General features: G+C 67.9%; 15 protein-coding genes. 6 read left to right on the top strand and 9 right to left on the bottom strand.

The window, feature by feature from the left end; genetic code table 11:
• Positions 1–83: 83 nt before the first annotated feature.
• The 3 genes from GC106_RS05770 to GC106_RS05760 all read right to left on the bottom strand — a co-directional run bounded on the left by GC106_RS05770 (position 84) and on the right by GC106_RS05760 (position 2458).
• Positions 84–740, bottom strand: a complete 657-nt coding sequence (locus GC106_RS05770; protein ID WP_173125158.1) for a response regulator — start codon at positions 738–740, stop codon at positions 84–86.
• Complete coding sequence (locus tag GC106_RS05765; RefSeq protein ID WP_173125571.1) at positions 737–1912, bottom strand: sensor histidine kinase; 1176 nt, start codon at positions 1910–1912, stop codon at positions 737–739. Before GC106_RS05765 ends, GC106_RS05770 begins: the two co-directional genes overlap by 4 nt.
• 96 nt (positions 1913–2008) lie before the next feature.
• Complete coding sequence (locus GC106_RS05760; RefSeq protein WP_173125156.1) at positions 2009–2458, bottom strand: hypothetical protein; 450 nt, start codon at positions 2456–2458, stop codon at positions 2009–2011.
• A 320-nt stretch (positions 2459–2778) separates the two neighbouring features.
• On the opposite strand from GC106_RS05760, the gene GC106_RS05755 reads away from it, so the two are divergent.
• The 3 genes from GC106_RS05755 (at position 2779) to GC106_RS05745 (ending at position 6671) form a co-directional block, all read left to right on the top strand.
• The gene (locus GC106_RS05755) at positions 2779–4350 is read left to right on the top strand and encodes a dynamin family protein (protein WP_173125569.1); all 1572 of its coding nucleotides are present in this window, start codon (positions 2779–2781) and stop codon (positions 4348–4350) included.
• Positions 4351–4464: 114 nt separating this feature from the next.
• Positions 4465–4812 (top strand): nucleotide exchange factor GrpE, encoded by a 348-nt coding sequence (locus GC106_RS05750; RefSeq protein ID WP_312872488.1) that lies wholly within the window; start codon positions 4465–4467, stop codon positions 4810–4812.
• Between the two features lie 2 nt (positions 4813–4814).
• Positions 4815–6671: a dynamin family protein gene (locus GC106_RS05745; protein ID WP_173125152.1), complete on the top strand. Its 1857-nt coding sequence runs from the start codon at positions 4815–4817 to the stop codon at positions 6669–6671.
• A gap of 64 nt (positions 6672–6735) precedes the next feature.
• Here GC106_RS05745 and GC106_RS05740 read toward each other — a convergent pair whose 3' ends face one another.
• Complete coding sequence (locus tag GC106_RS05740; RefSeq protein WP_173125151.1) at positions 6736–8550, bottom strand: phosphoenolpyruvate carboxykinase (GTP); 1815 nt, start codon at positions 8548–8550, stop codon at positions 6736–6738.
• A gap of 488 nt (positions 8551–9038) precedes the next feature.
• The gene (locus GC106_RS05735; RefSeq protein WP_173125149.1) at positions 9039–9752 is read right to left on the bottom strand and encodes a DUF6802 family protein; all 714 of its coding nucleotides are present in this window, start codon (positions 9750–9752) and stop codon (positions 9039–9041) included.
• 257 nt (positions 9753–10009) lie between these two features.
• On the opposite strand from GC106_RS05735, the gene GC106_RS05730 reads away from it, so the two are divergent.
• Positions 10010–10183 carry a hypothetical protein gene (locus GC106_RS05730; RefSeq protein ID WP_173125147.1) on the top strand — a complete coding sequence of 58 codons (174 nt, stop codon included), beginning with the start codon at positions 10010–10012 and terminating at the stop codon, positions 10181–10183.
• Here the strand turns inward: GC106_RS05730 and GC106_RS05725 are convergent.
• On the bottom strand, positions 10157–10996 hold the full coding sequence (locus GC106_RS05725) for a septum formation family protein (RefSeq protein WP_173125145.1): 840 nt from the start codon (positions 10994–10996) through the stop codon (positions 10157–10159). The genes GC106_RS05730 and GC106_RS05725 overlap by 27 nt on opposite strands.
• A gap of 174 nt (positions 10997–11170) precedes the next feature.
• On the opposite strand from GC106_RS05725, the gene GC106_RS05720 reads away from it, so the two are divergent.
• On the top strand, positions 11171–11446 hold the full coding sequence (locus GC106_RS05720; protein ID WP_173125143.1) for a DUF3311 domain-containing protein: 276 nt from the start codon (positions 11171–11173) through the stop codon (positions 11444–11446).
• Positions 11443–13086, top strand: a complete 1644-nt coding sequence (gene mctP / locus GC106_RS05715; RefSeq protein ID WP_312872452.1) for a monocarboxylate uptake permease MctP — start codon at positions 11443–11445, stop codon at positions 13084–13086. Before GC106_RS05720 ends, mctP begins: the two co-directional genes overlap by 4 nt.
• A gap of 58 nt (positions 13087–13144) precedes the next feature.
• On the opposite strand, the gene GC106_RS05710 is transcribed toward mctP, so the two are convergent.
• The 3 genes from GC106_RS05710 to GC106_RS05700 form a co-directional block, all read right to left on the bottom strand.
• On the bottom strand, positions 13145–13645 hold the full coding sequence (locus tag GC106_RS05710) for a DUF3558 domain-containing protein (protein WP_173125139.1): 501 nt from the start codon (positions 13643–13645) through the stop codon (positions 13145–13147).
• Positions 13646–13773: 128 nt separating this feature from the next.
• Entirely contained in the window at positions 13774–14703 is a 930-nt protein-coding gene (locus GC106_RS05705) for a bifunctional helix-turn-helix transcriptional regulator/GNAT family N-acetyltransferase (RefSeq protein WP_173125137.1), read from the bottom strand.
• 48 nt (positions 14704–14751) lie between these two features.
• Positions 14752–15648: an ROK family protein gene (locus GC106_RS05700; protein ID WP_173125567.1), complete on the bottom strand. Its 897-nt coding sequence runs from the start codon at positions 15646–15648 to the stop codon at positions 14752–14754.
• Between the last annotated feature and the right edge of the window lie 252 nt (positions 15649–15900).

Below are 15900 nucleotides of genomic sequence, written 5' to 3'. Positions count from 1 at the left end.
CGGCCGGAGGCCGGAATCGGCTCGGTGTGGCGTCAGGGGCCGCATCCGGCCCGGCTATCGCGATCGGGCATTTGAAACACGGCCTAAGCCTCGCCCGGGCGGACGAGGCCGGTCTCGTAGGCGAGCACCACTGCCTGCACGCGGTCGCGCAACTCCAGCTTCGCCAGCACCCGGCCCACGTGGGTCTTCACGGTCGCCTCCGACAGGAACAGCTTCCTGGCGATCTCCGTGTTCGACAGCCCCTGCGCCATCAGCACGAGGACTTCCCGTTCGCGATCGGTCAACGCGTCGAGCACCGACGCGTCCCGCAACTGTCCGCCGGCCGCTCCGAGGAACCGGTCCAGTAACCGTCGGGTGACGCTCGGCGAGACCACGGCGTCGCCGCTGGCCACCGACCGCAGGGCGGCGACCAGGTGATCCGGTGGCGTGTCCTTCAGCATGAAGCCGCTTGCCCCGTTGCGCAGGGCAGTGAGCGCGTACTCGTCCAGGTCGAAGGTCGTCATCACGAGCACCTTGGCCGTGCCGGCCTCGGTGATCAGTTTGGTCGCCTCGACGCCGTCCAGCACGGGCATCCGCACGTCCATCAGCACCACGTCCGGCCGCAGTTCCGCGGCCAGTTTGACGGCCGCGTCCCCGTCTCCCGCCTCACCGACGATCTCCATGTCCGGCTGGGCCCCGAGGACCATCCGGAAGCCGACGCGCATCAGCTCCTGGTCGTCGACCAGCACCACTCTGATCATGTGCCTATGTTTCCTTGTATCGGTAGGACCGCGTGCACGTGCCACCCGCCACCCGGCCGGGGGCCCGCCTGCAGTGTGCCGCCGAAGACGTTCGCTCGTTCCCGCATCCCGATCAGGCCGTTGCCGCCGGAGATCGACACCAGTTCGTGCGGGGTGCCGAAGCCGTCGTCGGTGACGTCCAGTTCGACGTTGTCGCCGATCCGCGCGACGCGGACCACCGCGGACGCCCCCGCGCCCGCGTGCTTCAGCGTGTTGGTGAGGGCTTCCTGCACGATCCGGTAGATCCCCAGCCCGATGCCCGCGGGCAGGCTGTCCAGCTCGCCCTTCAGCTTCAGCCGGACGGGCAGCCCGACCAGGCGGACGCGTTCGGCCAGGTCGTTCAGCGAGTTCGTGCCGGGCTGCGGGGTCCGTTCGTCCACGCTGTCCTCGGCGCGCAGCACGCCGAGCAGCCGACGGAGTTCGGTCAGTGCCTCCCGTCCGGTGGACGAGATCGTCTTGATCGCACGTTCGGCCAGTTCAGGGTTGGTGTGCACGGCGTACTGAGCGCCGTCGGCCTGGACGACCATCACGCTCACCGCGTGCGCCACGACGTCGTGCAACTCGCGCGCGATGCGGGCTCGTTCCTCGGCCACGGCGATCTTGGCTTGCTGGTCGCGTTCGGTCTCCAGCAGTTGCAGTCGCTGTTCCACCTCGGCCTGGTACGCGCGGCGGGCGCCCACGAACTCGCCGAGCGTCCAGCTGAACGCGAAAAGCACGAACACCGCGATGCCCGCGATCCACCAAGCCTCCTCGCCACGGGGCTTGATCAGCCAGACCGACCAGAGCAACGTGCCGATCGTGACCCAGGCGGCGTAGATCAACGCCTGGCGACGGCCGACGTAGACCACCATCGTGTACAGCGCGATACCGATCGCCATGTCCGCGGGCCTGAGCAGGTCGGGCCTGGCCGACACCGCGTCGATGACCAGTTGGGTGAACCCGGCGACGAGGATGATGTAACCCGCCAGCACCGGCCGGCGCCTGCGCAGCACCACCGGTCCGATCAGCGCCGCGCTCACCAGCGCGTAGACCCACCACGGGTCCGGTTCATACGCGGTCGTGAACTGCGGCAACTCGAACACGACCAGCAGCAGTGCCAGCAAGGAGTCGCCGAACGTCGGATGCGCACGCATCCACAAGCTCAGCCGTCGCACACCTAGCAGCCTAAGCGTGCGTCAGCCTCCGGCGCGTCGAGCCGGAGGCTGAGTCTGGTTAGCCCTTGAGGCTGATCAGGGTGCGAGGTACGGCGGTGGTGGGTTGGTCGTGGTGGTGGGCGTCTTGTCGACGCTCGGTTCCGGCGGCTGCTCGTGCCGGACGGCGGGGTTCGGGTTCGCCAGTTCCTCGGCCAACTGCTCCTGGACCTGCGAATCCTTGATCCGCGCGAGAATCGCCATGGTGACGCCGTGCGCCGCGGCGAGCACCAGCAGAACGATCCCGAGCCGAAGTACGACACCCTCGGTCTGGGTCTCCCCGACATCGACGGTCGAGATCAGCATCAGCAGACCGAGCACCACGAGGTGGAACAGCACCGTGACGAGGCGCGCCATAGACGCGCCCGCACCGGAATCGCCATGAGAACGCTCGAGATACCGCCGCCCGCTCCGATAGATGATCTGCCCGTCGATGGCCACGAGGATGACACCGACCACGAGAAAGGCGATGTAGCTGTTCGTGTCCATGACCCGTGGTTACCCCGGAACGGGCCGTTCTATTGCCCCTGCTTCGTCCGGCTGTCGCACCACGCACGCGGGTCGAGGCGATGCCGGGCGCGTTGCGTGGCGTAAATGACCGGCGCGACCATGCTGTGTTGTATTGCCCTCGCTTCGCTCGGGCGGGCATGGTCGCCGAAGCCGGCCATTTCCACCCCGCCCCGCGCAGCCGGCATCGCCTGGTGCGTGGCCGCGACCTGGGCTGGGGCGATGCCGGGCGCGTTGCGTGGCGTAAATGACCGGCGCGACCATGCCGGGTTCACAACCGTGCGTCGTGAAGACATGGCACGATTCCACGGGTGACGACGGCAACCGACCAGCAGCAGCACCTTGCTGGCCCGTTGTCGGCCGCGGTCGCCCAGCTGTGCGTCCGGTTGCAGTCGCAGGTCTCGGCCCGGACCGCGGCCGGGTTCCGTGAGGTACTGCGCCGGTTGTCCGCGCCGCTGCAGGTCGCCGTGGCCGGGCGGATCAAGTCCGGCAAGTCGACACTGGTCAACGCCCTGATCGGGCGCCGGGTGGCGCCGACCGACGTCGGTGAGTGCACCCGGCTGGTGACCAGGTTCCAGTACGGCACGGTCGACCGGGTCGAGGTGATCTTCAAGGACGGCCGCAAACAGGTGCTGCCCTTCGACGCGACCGGGATGATCCCGGCCACCCTCGGCCTGGACTTCGAGCAGGTCTCGCACATCGAGGCGTACCTGACCAACGCGGTGCTGCGGGACCTCACGGTGATCGACACGCCCGGCCTCGGTTCGCTGGACGCCGCGTCGGTGGCCCGCACGGAGCAGCTGCTCGGCGCGGCCAAGCCGGACGAGGACGAAGAGGAGTCCAACGACCTGGACGACACCTCGCGCAACGCGGTCGCGGGCGCCGAGGCGGTGCTCTATGTCGTGACGCAGGGCGTACGGGCGGACGACCAGCAAGCGCTTGCGGCGTTCACCGCGGCGACCGCGAGCCGCGAAGCCGGGCCGGTCAACGCGATCGCGGTGCTGAACAAGGCGGACACGATCGCCCCGGAGTCGGTCGCCGGCTCGGACGGTGACGTCTGGAAGGCCGCGTCGCTGCTGGCCGAGAAGCAGGCCGTCTCGCTCAAGCCCCGGGTCGCCGACGTGCTGCCGGTGATCGGGCTGCTCGCCGAGACGGCCGAGTCCGGCGGTTTCACCTCCGCCGACGCGGACGCGTTGAAGCAGCTCGCCCAGCTCGACGACGTGACGTGGGAGATGATGCTGGTCTCCGCGGACATCTTCACGACGTGGGAGTGCGATGTGCCCAGCGGCACGCGTCTGCGGCTGCTGGAGAAGCTGGATCTCTACGGCATCGGCCAGGCCGTCGAGGCGCTGCGCCAGGACCCGGACCTGACCGCGGGCGCCCTGCGGCGCAAGCTGCTGGACGCGTCCGGCCTGGCGACCGTTCGTGCCCGGCTCGACGCGGTGTTCCGGGCCCGCGCGGACGGCATCAAGGCCGCGGCCGGGTTGGCGTCCGTCACCGCGCTCGCCCAGGCATCCGGTGACCTGGGTGAACGCCAGCGCGTGCACGACGCGATCGAGGTCCTGCTGGCCAAGCCGGAAGCGCACGCGCTGCGGCTGCTCGAAGCGCTCACGCTGGTCACGTCCGGTGCCGTGGCGATGCCCGAGGACCTGGCCGAAGAGGTGCTGCGGGTCGGCGGCAGCGCGGACGTCGGCGAGCAGCTCGGCATGCAGGGGCGCCCGCAGCACGAGCTGGTCGCGTACGCGCTGGAGCGGGCGGGCTGGTGGCGTTCGTTCGCCTCGTTCGGCGCGACACCGGCGCAGAGCCGGGTGGCGCACGTGGTACACCGCGCCTATTTCCTCATCTGGCAACAACTTCGTGGCAACCAAGGGTAATTTCGGCGCGACAGCCGTCCTCATTTCGCAGACAGGGTGATCTCGTTGGCTTCTCTCTTCCGGCGTGCCAAGGCGGACGACGAGGCCGACCCGACGATCGAGGTCAGTGCCGAGGTGATCGCGGGCATCGACAAGGCCGAGCCCGAGCAGGCCGACCCGCTCAAGCAGGCGTTGGCCGAGCGGGACTCGCTCGTCCAGCTCTGCCTGTACGCGCTCGACCGCGCCCGCAGCGCCGGTGTGGTGGAGCGGATCGAGGAAGGGCTGGCCGGTATCGGCGTGTCCGCGATCCGGCCGGACGGTGATCTGTTCGACCCGGCGCGGCATGAGGCGGGCGGTACGGTGCCGACGCAGGACGTGACGATGGACGGCGTGGTCGCGGAGACGGAAGTGGTGGGTTTCGCTGATCGCGGGCGCTTGCTGCGCGCGCCGATCGTGACCGTGTACAAGGCCAGGCAACCGTGACGATGCCCGCTCCCAGCCTGCCCAAGCAGGTCGCCCAGCACCGTGAGCAGATGTTGAAGCTGCTGCGGGAGATCTCGCCGGAGTCCGCGACGTGGGTCGAGGAGCTGCGGGCCCGGCGCAGGCGCCAGCCGACCGTGGTGACCCTCGGTGAGACCAACCGCGGCAAGAGCTCGCTGGTCAACGCCCTGCTCGACCGGCCAGGCCTGTCCCCGGTGGACGCCGACGTGGCCACGGCGACGTACCTGATCTTCGGTCACGCCGAGGAATGGGAGGCGCGGGCGTGCTACCCGGGCCACCTCGCGCCGATCCAGGTCGATCTCGGCCAGCTGGTGAACTGGGTGTCGGCCGGGCACGACCTGCCGGAAGGGCATCTGCCGCCGCGGTACGTCGAAGTCGACGGGCCGGTCGAACTGCTCAGCAAGATTTCCATTGTGGACACCCCGGGCGTCGGTGGTCTCGACTCGGTGCACGGCGAACTGGCGCTGGAGGCCGCGGCGAGCGCCACGGCGCTGCTGTTCGTCGTCGACGCCTCGGCCCCGTTCACCGTCGGTGAGCTGAACTTCCTGCGCAACGTCGGCGACCGGGTGGAGACCGTGCTGTTCGCCTTGTCCAAAGTGGACCAGTATCGCGGCTGGCGGCAGGTGCTGGAAGCCAACCAGAGCCTGCTGCGCGACCACGCGCCCCGGTTCGCCGACTCGGAGTTCCACCCCGTCTCGGCGCGGATGTACGAGATGGCGGGGAAAGCACCGAACCAGCAGGCCGCCGACATGCTCAAGGAACGCTCCGGCCTGGCCGCCCTCGCGGATGCCTTGCAGGAGCTGGTGATCGGCAAGGCCGCGATGCTGGCCGAGGCCAACACCATGCGTGCGCTGACCACGTCACTCGACGAGGTCAAAGTGCAGCTCACGGCCGAATCCCGTGCGCTGACCACGGGCGCCGACGAGGCGAAGGCGCTCCGGGCGCGTAAGGAAGAGCTGACCGCACAACGCAAATCGGCCGCACGCGGCTGGCAGGTGAAGCTACGCGGCGAGATCCAGCGCACCCGCGTGGAGAACACGCACGAAGTCAGCCGCGAGATGCGGGACATGCAGACCTGGTTCCGTCAGGCCATCGACGTGGCCGACCGGGAGACACTGGCCGCGCTGCCCGGTCAGGTCGACGCCGCACTGCAGCTGGTCTCGCGCCGGATCAGCACATCCGTCGGCGCCCGGCTGAACAAGATCGGCGAAACCGTGCTGGTCGGCCTGTTCTCCCCGGACGAACTGGTGATGCTCCAGGCCCAGTACGCGCGCGCCGGGCAACCCCCGGTCGTGCTGCGCTCGCCGGAGAAACGCCCCGGCACGTCCGAGGACAAGCTCATGGTGATGATGGGCATCTCCGGCGGCGTCGGCCTCGGCAAACTCGCCACGCTGCCGTTGGGACTCTTCGGCGCGGCGGCCGCGGGCACGCTCGGCGTGATCGTCGCCCCGGTCACGATCGTGCTCGGACTCGGCGCGGGCTGGTGGATCTCCCGAACGCGGCGGCACTCCCAGGACAAGCAGCACATGAAGACCTGGCTCACCGACGCGATCGCCGACGCCCGGTCCACCCTGGACCAGATGGTCGCCGACCAGCTGATCCAGGCCGAGCAGGAACTGTCGCTGGCCCTCGACGACGCGCTCGGCCGCCGGATCGCGGCCATCGAGGAAGAACTCCGCGAGGTCGACAAGGCCATGCGGCTGGACGCCACCGAACGCTCCAAGCGCCTGCAGGCGGTCAACAAGCACCTCGCCCAGGTCGAGTCGGGCAGCGAGACCGCCAAGGCCCTGCTGGCCCGCATCCGCACAGCCAAGGTCAAACCCGCCGCCCAGCCAGGCTGAGCGCCCGCGCCGACGGCAGGGAAAGGCCCCGGGGTGAGCCGTCCCCGGGGCCTTGTGCGCCTGGCTACGCTGACAGGCGCTGCTTGAGGGCTTCCAGCTCGTCGCGCAGCGACGTCGGCAGCTTGTCGCCCATCTTGTCGAACCACTCCTCGATCATCGGGATCTCCGCACGCCACTCCTCGACGTCCACCTTGAGGGCGGCCTCGAGGTCCGCCCGCGGCGCGTCCAGGCCCTCGGTGTCCAGGTCGTCCACAGTGGGCACGTACCCGATCGGGGTCTCCCGCGCGGCGGCCTTGCCTTCGATGCGCTCGATCGCCCACTTCAGCACGCGCGAGTTCTCACCGAAGCCCGGCCACAGGAAGCTCTTGTCCTCGCCGCGGCGGAACCAGTTGACGTAGAAGATTTTCGGCAGCTTGGCCGCGTCGGCGCGCTTGCCGGTGGCGATCCAGTGCGCGAAGTAGTCGGCGGCGTTGTAGCCGATGAACGGCAGCATCGCCATCGGGTCGCGCCGGACCACACCGACCTTGCCCTTGGCGGCCGCTGTCGTCTCGCTCGACAGCGTCGCGCCCATGAAGGTGCCGTGGTTCCAGTCGCGGGACTCGGTCACCAGCGGGATGGTGTCCTTACGGCGGCCACCGAAGAAGATCGCCGAGATCGGCACGCCCTTCGGGTCGTCCCACTCCGGTGCCAGGATCGGGCACTGTGCCATCGGCGTGCAGTACCGCGAGTTCGGGTGGCTGGACGGCTCGTCCGAGTCGGGCGTCCAGTCCTGCTTCTTCCAGCTCGTCAGGTGGGCGGGCGGCTCACCCATGCCTTCCCACCAGATGTCGCCGTCGTCGGTCAGCGCGACGTTGGTGAAGACCGTGTTGCCACGCTCGATGGTGCGCATCGCGTTCGGGTTGGTGTGCCAGTCCGTGCCCGGTGCCACGCCGAAGAAGCCGGCTTCCGGGTTGACCGCGTACAGCCGGCCGTCCTCACCGAACCGCATCCACGCGATGTCGTCGCCGAGCGTCTCGACCCGCCAGCCGGGGATGGTCGGCTCGAGCATGGCCAGGTTCGTCTTGCCGCAGGCGCTGGGGAAGGCCGCGGCGATGTAGTAGACCTTGTTCTCCGGCGAGATCAGCTTGAGGATCAGCATGTGCTCGGCCAGCCAGCCCTCGTCGCGGCCGATCACCGAGGCGATCCGCAGCGAGTAGCACTTCTTGCCCAGCAACGCGTTTCCGCCGTAGCCGGAGCCGTAGCTCCAGATCTCGCGGGTCTCCGGGAAGTGGCTGATGTACTTGGTCTCGTTCGCCGGCCACGCGACGTCCTGCCTGCCGTCTTCGAGCGGCGCGCCGACGGAGTGCAGGCACGGCACGAAGTCCGCGTCCTCACCGAACTTGGCCAACGCCTTCGAACCCATACGGGTCATCACTCGCATGGACACGACGACGTACTCCGAGTCGGTGATCTCCACACCCAGCATGGGTTTCTCCGCCTCGAGCGGGCCCATGCAGAACGGGATCACGTACATGGTGCGGCCACGCATGCAGCCCCGGTAGAGCTCGGTCATGGTGGCCTTCATCTCGGCCGGGTCCATCCAGTTGTTGGTCGGGCCCGCGTCCTGCGGGTCGACCGAACAGATGAACGTCCGCTCCTCGACCCTGGCGACGTCGCCGGGATCCGAAGCGGCCCAGAACGAGTTGGGTTTCTGCTTGAGCGGTGTGAACGTTCCGGCTTCGACAAGTTTCGCGGTGAGCCGGTCCCACTCCTCGTCCGAACCGTCCGCCCACACCACTCGGTCCGGTGTGGTCAGCTCGGCGACCTCGTGCACCCACTCGAGAAGCCTTTGGTGCGTCGTCGGTGCGGTATCCAGACCTGGAATGGCCAATGCGGTCATCTCGCCTCGTCTCCTGAACCTGGGAGTTCAAAGCCCGCGACAGACGCCGTTGTCTTGCTAGCGCGGGGACTTCGACGTCCTCACCAATGGCTTCGCCCACCCACCTGGAGGAGGAGATGGGCGTGCCGTGAAAAGGGATGAAGCGAGGTTAACCAGGTGACGGCCACTTAAACGACAGCTGGCGTGTGGGTTGCCTCACCGGACCGATAAGGGGATCGATTCAGCACTCGAATGCGTACGTGTGCTTTCCCACATGACCCGGGTTGTCCGGGAAATCTTCCGGTCGGCCGTGCATTCCGGATCGGTTCAGGAAATCGGTTCAGTTGATTCGCGGAGTTTCATCATGCTTTTGCCGGAGTCCGGCGAAAGCATTGTGGCCGCCGCCACTTCGTCAAGTTCCCTTGTGCTGCAAGGCTATTGCGTCGAATCGGACCCGGAGTCACGAACGGCCCGTTCGTGACTCGCACGAACGGGCCGTCGGGGTCAGGTCAGCCGCGCTGGGTGTCCGGGACGTAGTTGCCCTGGGAGTCCAGGTGCCCCTTCTCCACCTCGGCCCACTCGTCCTCGCCGGTGTGCTGCGAGATCGTCACGCTGCCATCGGACTCGATCACGGTCATCTGGTCGGCTTCGCCGTCCCCGTCGGCGTCGGTGAACGCGTAGAGGTCGCCGTCCTCGGACTGCACGACCGCTGTGTCGTTCTTGCCGTCCTTGTTCATGTCCACTGTGGCCGCTCCGGCGCTCATGTCCTCGGCCTCGTCCGGAACGTCCACAGTGATGTCCTCGCCCGCGGCCGACGCCGGGCCGCCGGAGCCCGCGCCGGACTCGTGGCCCGCGCCGCCGGAGCCGGTGGTGGCCTCACCGGTCTTCGGGTCGATCGGCACCCATTCGCCGCTGGCGCTGTCGTAACGGGCGGCGCCGACGACGTTGCCCTTGTCGTCCAGCTCCACCGCCACGTCGGCGTCGCCGTCGTTGTCGGAGTCGGTGAAGGCGACCTGGCTGCCGTCGTCCGCGGTGACGATCGCGGTGTCGTTGTCGCCGTCCTTGTTGAGGTCGAATTCGGTCTCGAGCTCGTACTGCTCACCGTCGACGGTCACGGTCATCTCGTCGCCATGACCGGCGCTGGTGGTGTTGTCCTGGTCGGCGTCGTCGTACACCGCTCCCCCTCGGGTGAAGTAGGTCTCGTTTCGCGGAGTTGGACTCACGATAGGCCCCGCCGGTTCCCGTCGGGCCGAGACCTGGAGTTGTCCACAGGCGGTGGGGTCCCTGTGACCGTTGTGACGATTGGTGCACCGAGCTGAGCTGGGTGTCCCCGAACTTGTCCACAGCTTGTGGACAAGTCTGTGCACAGCCTGGGGACGAGACCACATCGAGACCGTCCCGAAACTCAGTTGTCCACAGCCACCCGCAACGAGGACCCTGTCCTTCGCGTCATAGAGAGACAAGGAACACAGGAGAGGTGGTGTCAGAAGTGATCGTCGCCGGACTGGCCATGATGGTGCTGGCACTGGCCGCCTTGTTGATGGTCGTTTTGACGTCAACAGACACCGACCAGGAGCCCGCGAACAACGCCGAGCCCGTCGCGCCTGTGCGTGACGGGCTCCGCCCTTCAGCCCGGCAGCGGGCCCTGGCCTAGGTTGCGCAGCCGGACCCGGACCGGGCGCGACGCCTCGGCGTAACAGACCAGGTTCGTGTACCCGCGGTTCCACGATTCGCCGTTGGGCAGCCGCCAGGCCGTCGAGACCTCTCCGCTGTTCCCGCCGAGATACCTCGCCACCAGACCGGGACACTTCTCCCCGGCGATCTTGTTCATCGCGTCCGTCCCGGGCATCGGCGACCCGGGCCTGCCGAGGCTGATCACCCCGGGCAGGGCCTCGCCGAGATGCGGCCCGTCACACGGCCCGCGCCGGACCCTGGCTTCGCGGGACGGCGAGGACACCGAACACGTCTGGAACCGGAAGAACTCGTTGCCCTGCAACGCGCCTTCGAGCGAACCCGTGCGGTGCAAGGGCTTCTCGTCCGCGCCGACCTCCGCGACGGTGCACAGCAACCACCGCTCGCCCCTGGCCCACTGCTGGTCGTTGGGCCACAGCGGCATGGCGACCAGGTTGGTCGCGTCCATGTCCGGGCTGCCGAGGTACTCGGCCATCTTCTCCCGGCACGGCGGGATCGTCAGGGTCGCCGCGGTCGCCTCGTCCGGCATCGTCGTCGCGGTCAGCTTGCCGGTGTTGATCACTTCGGCGTCGTGCGGTCCGGCACAGTCCACAACGCTCGCGTTCCGGGTGTCGAGGCACTGACCCGGCTTCGGCGGATTCGCGCCGTACATGTTCCCCGGCACAGTGATCCGACCACTGGTCGCCGCCGGCGGCGGCTGCGGGGTGGCGGCCGGTTCACACGCGGCGATGCCGAGCAGGGCCGTGCCCACGGCCAGCCGCCAAGCGATCCGCATGCCGCGACGGTACCGGCCGCGATGCGTTCTGTGACGGCGTGAAGTCACGATTCGGATACTCCCGCCGGTTGACTGCGGCCGGACGTGACGTAGGGCCCGGATTGTGATGCATCCGATGCCTTGTCATGTCTACGATCCGGCGAACGTACTGGCCTGACGCGAGTGAGGACGTCGATGTCTGAGTCACCTGGGAAGCCCGGGTACGGCCTGCGGTGGAACAACTGGAACCTGCTGCTGCTGGTTCCGCTGGTCATGCTGATCACACCGTTGATCAACTTCGATGGCCCGCACCTGTTCGGCATGCCGTTCTTCTACTGGTCGCAGTTCGCCTTCGTGATCGTCGGTGTGCTGTGCGTATGGATCGTCTACGTCAAGACGAAGGACGAACCGGTCAGCCACAAGCCGGACCGGCTGAGCGTGGACGACCTGGACGAAGGGGACGCCAAGTGACCAACCTGCAATGGACAGAGATCGTCGTCTTCGCGATCCTCTTCCTCGTCGTCACCGTCCTCGGGTTCGTCGCGGCCCGCTGGCAGGCCGGCAGCACCCTCGACCACCTGGACGAATGGGGCCTCGGCGGCCGCAAGTTCGGCTCGTGGATCACGTGGTTCCTCGTCGGCGGTGACCTCTACACCGCGTACACCTTCGTCGCGGTGCCCGCGCTGGTGTTCGGCGCCGGCGCGATGGGCTTCTTCGCCCTGCCGTACACGGTGATCCTGTACCCGATCGTCTTCCTTCCGCTGCTGCGGATGTGGTCGGTGTCGCGTGTGCACGGTTACGTCACCCCGGCTGACTACGTGCGTGGCCGCTACGGCTCCAGCCTGCTGGCGCTGCTGGTCGCGATCACCGGGATCGTCGCCACCATGCCGTACATCGCGCTGCAACTGGTCGGCCTGGAGGCCGTGCTGCGCACGATGGGCTTCAACGGTGCCGGTTTCCTCGGGCACCTGCCGCTGCTGATCGCGTTCGTCGTGCTGGCGGTCTACACCTACCAGTCCGGCCTGCGGGCGCCCGCGCTGATCGCGTTCGTCAAGGACATCCTGATCTACATCGTCATCCTGGTCGCGGTGTTCTACCTGCCGTCCAAGCTCGGTGGCTGGGAGACGATCTTCAACTCGGCCGAGGCCAAGTTCGCCGCGACGCCCGCGGCCAGCGACGGTGTGCTGCTGAGCCCCACCAACCAGTTGCAGTACGCGACGCTGGCGCTGGGTTCGGCCCTCGCCCTGTTCCTCTACCCGCACTCGCTCACCGGCGCCCTCGCGTCGCGCGGCCGCAACGTGATCAAGCGCAACATGGTGGCGCTGCCCGCGTACTCGTTGCTGCTCGGTCTGCTGGCGTTGCTGGGCTTCGTGGCCATCCAGGCGGCGTCGAAGCCGATCGTGAACCAGGCGACCGGACGGCCGGACACCAACACGATCGTCCCGGTGCTGTTCGACCAGCAGTTCCCGGCGTGGTTCACCGGTATCGCGTTCGCCGCGATCGGCATCGGCGCGCTGGTGCCCGCCGCGATCATGTCGATCGCCGCGGCCAACCTGTGGACGCGCAACATCTACAAGGAGTACATCAAGAAGGACGCCGACCCGAAGCAGGAAGCCAAGCAGGCCAAGCTCGCGTCGCTGATCGTGAAGTTCGGCGCGGTGCTGTTCATCCTGTTCGTCGACCCGCAGTTCTCCATCGACCTGCAGCTGATCGGCGGCGTGATCATCCTGCAGACGCTGCCCGCGGTGGCGATCTCGCTCTACACCCGGTGGTTCCACCGGTGGGCGCTGGTCGCGGGCTGGGTGGTCGGCATGGTGGCCGGTTTCGCGATGCTCTACGAGATCCCGAACCCGGCCGCGGGCAAGGCGCACTTCGGTGGCTCGGCACTGTCGCTCGGCCAGCTGAGCATCTTCGGCTGGCACCCGTTCAGCGGGGTGAGCACGCAGATCTACGTCGGTTTCGTGGCGTTGCTGGTCAACCTGGTGGTGGCGGTGCTGGTGACCTGGATCCTGCGGGCCCGCAACGTGGACAACGGCATCGACCAGACGCAGGACGCCGACTACCACGCCGACGAAGGAGATCCCAGGCTCAAGGAGGTCGCGGTCCACTAGCGACCCGATGACGGCGAACCGGCCGGTCTGTCCACTTCGGACGGATCGGCCGGTTTTGTCATGCGGAGCGGTTGCGTAAGGCGGACAGCGACGTCGAGGCGAAGTCCCTTGCGGGTTTGCACGGCGCCAGCTTCGGATCGGCGGCCCGCTGGCGGTAGACGATCAGCAGCACCTGGCCGGGCGCCACGTCGAGGGCGATCCGGCAGGAGGCGACGCCGTCACTGCCGGAGCCGGTCAGCTGGATCGCGGGAAACCGGTCGATTCCCAGCCACCGCACGGTGTCGCCGTCCACGGCGTCGGAGTAGCGCTGTAAACCGCCGTCCAGCCGGGGGAAGATCAGGATCTCCGCCGAGCCGTTCTCGGCCATCAGGTGGCACCCGGCGCTCAGCCGGTCGGCCCGCAGCGCCGCGCAGACATCCCGGTTCTGTAAAGGGATGTCGGACGGGCGTTGCAATGGCGACATGGGCAGGTCCCACTGCTCGTTGACCGCACCGCAGGCGGCGACCATCGCCGTGGCGAGCATCGCCGAACTGACACCGGTGAGGGCGCGAACAGGCACGCCTGCCTCCTAGCGAAGCGGAAATCTCCCAGGTGACCACCAAACCACTGTTCGCGCGGTTAGTCGATGCTGCGTTCGAGTGTGATTTGTTCAACTGGTTGCCGTAATTGCGTCGCGCGCGATTTCGACTACCGGTCGATAAGTTCCTTGCGCCAGGTTTCAGCCGTCTGACCTGGGGCGAAGGCGTCGTGTGGCTCGGTTGACACCAGGCTGAAACCACGCTGTTGGTATATCCGGCGGGCCGCGGTCAGCACGCTGATGGTCCACAGTTCAATTGTTCGGTAGCCGATCGAAGTCGCGAACCGCAGGCACTCGTCCACCAATCGCCCGCCGACACCCATACCTCGTGCACTCGGTTCAACCAGTAGTAACCGGAGCCTTGCCGTTGTGTTGTCCTTACGTGTACAGAAGATGCTTCCGACCCGTTCACCGTTGATTTCCGCAATCCAACCCGCTTCTTGCGCGGGATCATGGTTCTCGGCGTAGTCGGCGACGATCCGCGCGACGAGCGCTTCGTACCCCGGGCCCCATTGGTACTCCTGTGCGTACAGCGCGCCGTTGCGCTCGACCACCCAGCCCAGGTCACCGGGCCCGGGCGGGCGCAGGACGACTGTGTTGCCGTGCTTGCGTGTCCGGTCAAGGCGTTCGCGGATCGTCTCCATCGCGGCGACGAGTTTGCGTTGGTCCTCTTCGCCGAGCGGATCGAGCAGTGCCCGCACTTGCGCCTCGGACCGCTCGTTGAGCATCTTCATGGTCGTGTGACCGGCTTCGGTCAGCCCGGCCACCTGGCGCCTGCCATCGGTCGCCGACTTGTCCCGGCTGACCAGGCCGTCGCTTTCGAACCTGGCAAGCAGCCGGGAGAGGTACCCGGCGTCGAGACCCAGATCCCGGCGCAGTGCGGTGACCTCGGTGTGCTCGCGCTGGCTCAGTTCGAACAGCACTCGCGCCTCGGTCAGGGAGTAGGGCGTGTTGTTCATGCCTTCAGCGAGCACGCCGAGGATCCGCGTGTAGAACCGGTTGAACCGCCGGACTGCCTGGACCCGGGCATCGGAAACCATTTGACCACCTCAAACAATCCTTTGACGCGGTCAAATATATCCGGTCCGTCAACCGCCGATGATCAGCGCCGCGGCACCCACCAGCCCGGCCTGACCGCCCAGCTCGGCGGGCACCACCCGCAAGGTGTCGACGTAGGACAACCTCGCGTAGTCGGTCAGCGCCTCACGAACGGGATTCAGGAGCAGTTCGCCGGCCTGCGCGATGCCGCCGCCGACCACCGCGAGGTCCAGATCGCACAGGGCGGCCGTCGCGGCGATCGCCATCCCGACCGCACGCCCGGCACGGTCGAACGCGGCCAACGCGACCTCGTCCCCAGCCAGCGCGGAGGCGGCGAGGTGGGCCGCGTCAGCGTTGTCGGGTGCGCGCCATCCCTTTTGCCGTGCCCAGCGCACGAGATGCGGCCCGCCCGCGACCGTTTCCACGCAACCACGACCGCCGCAGGTGCATGGCACGCCTTCGGGTTCGACGACGATGTGACCGATGTGCCCGGCGTTTCCGGTGCGTCCGCCGTACGGCTTGCCGTGCAACACGAGACCGCCGCCGACACCGGTCGACACGACGAGGCCGATCAGGAAGTCGGCGCCTCTGCCCGCACCTGTCCAGTGCTCGCCGAGCGCCATGCAGACCCCGTCACCGGCGAGCCGGACCGGGACGCCGAACGTCTGGTGCAGCCGCGCGGCCAGCGGGAAGTTCTGCCAGCAGGGCACGTTGATCGGGCTGACCGTGCCCGCTGTGACGTCGACGGGACCCGCGCACGCGACGCCGATGCCGTTGATCGCCCGGTCGCCGAGAACTTCCGCCGCGGCATCGAGTACGGCCTGCCAGGTGTCGGCGAGATCGTGCAACGGGGTCGGGCGGGTGGTGTGGCCGAGCACTTCACCGTGCTCGTCGATGACGCCCGCGGCGATCTTGGTCCCGCCGATGTCCAGCGCCAGAACGGTCATACCCACGAAGGACACCCTAACGAGGGACGTTGGACCTCCACCGGTCGCTCACCGTGCCCACCACTCCGACACCCCGAGTTGCACTTTCCGGCACCCCGTGTGTCACGTTCCAGCACCTCGTGTCCACCACTGCGGCACCCTGTGTCCACCACTGCGGCACCCTGTGTCCACCACTGCGGCACCCTGTGTCCGCCGTTGCGGCACCCCGTGCCCGCTGTTGCGGTTCGGGTTCGCTTCTGGCCCAGCTGGGCT

The sequence above is a fragment of the Kibdelosporangium persicum genome (genome assembly GCF_013280595.1).
Lineage (GTDB): Bacteria > Actinomycetota > Actinomycetes > Mycobacteriales > Pseudonocardiaceae > Kibdelosporangium > Kibdelosporangium persicum.
This window is presented reverse-complemented; position numbering and strand designations above follow the sequence as displayed.

Excerpts from the sequence above, each read along its gene's own strand:
- GC106_RS05700 (WP_173125567.1), bottom strand. The coding sequence starts at position 15,648 with ATGACCGTTCTGGCGCTGGACATCGGCGGGACCAAGATCGCCGCGGGC.
- GC106_RS05740 (WP_173125151.1), bottom strand. The coding sequence starts at position 8,550 with ATGACCGCATTGGCCATTCCAGGTCTGGATACCGCACCGACGACGCAC.
- GC106_RS05745 (WP_173125152.1), top strand. The coding sequence starts at position 4,815 with ATGCCCGCTCCCAGCCTGCCCAAGCAGGTCGCCCAGCACCGTGAGCAG.
- GC106_RS05765 (WP_173125571.1), bottom strand. The coding sequence starts at position 1,912 with ATGCGTGCGCATCCGACGTTCGGCGACTCCTTGCTGGCACTGCTGCTG.
- GC106_RS05770 (WP_173125158.1), bottom strand. The coding sequence starts at position 740 with ATGATCAGAGTGGTGCTGGTCGACGACCAGGAGCTGATGCGCGTCGGC.
- GC106_RS05760 (WP_173125156.1), bottom strand. The coding sequence starts at position 2,458 with ATGGACACGAACAGCTACATCGCCTTTCTCGTGGTCGGTGTCATCCTC.
- GC106_RS05725 (WP_173125145.1), bottom strand. The coding sequence starts at position 10,996 with ATGCGGATCGCTTGGCGGCTGGCCGTGGGCACGGCCCTGCTCGGCATC.
- GC106_RS05705 (WP_173125137.1), bottom strand. The coding sequence starts at position 14,703 with ATGGTTTCCGATGCCCGGGTCCAGGCAGTCCGGCGGTTCAACCGGTTC.
- GC106_RS05720 (WP_173125143.1), top strand. The coding sequence starts at position 11,171 with ATGTCTGAGTCACCTGGGAAGCCCGGGTACGGCCTGCGGTGGAACAAC.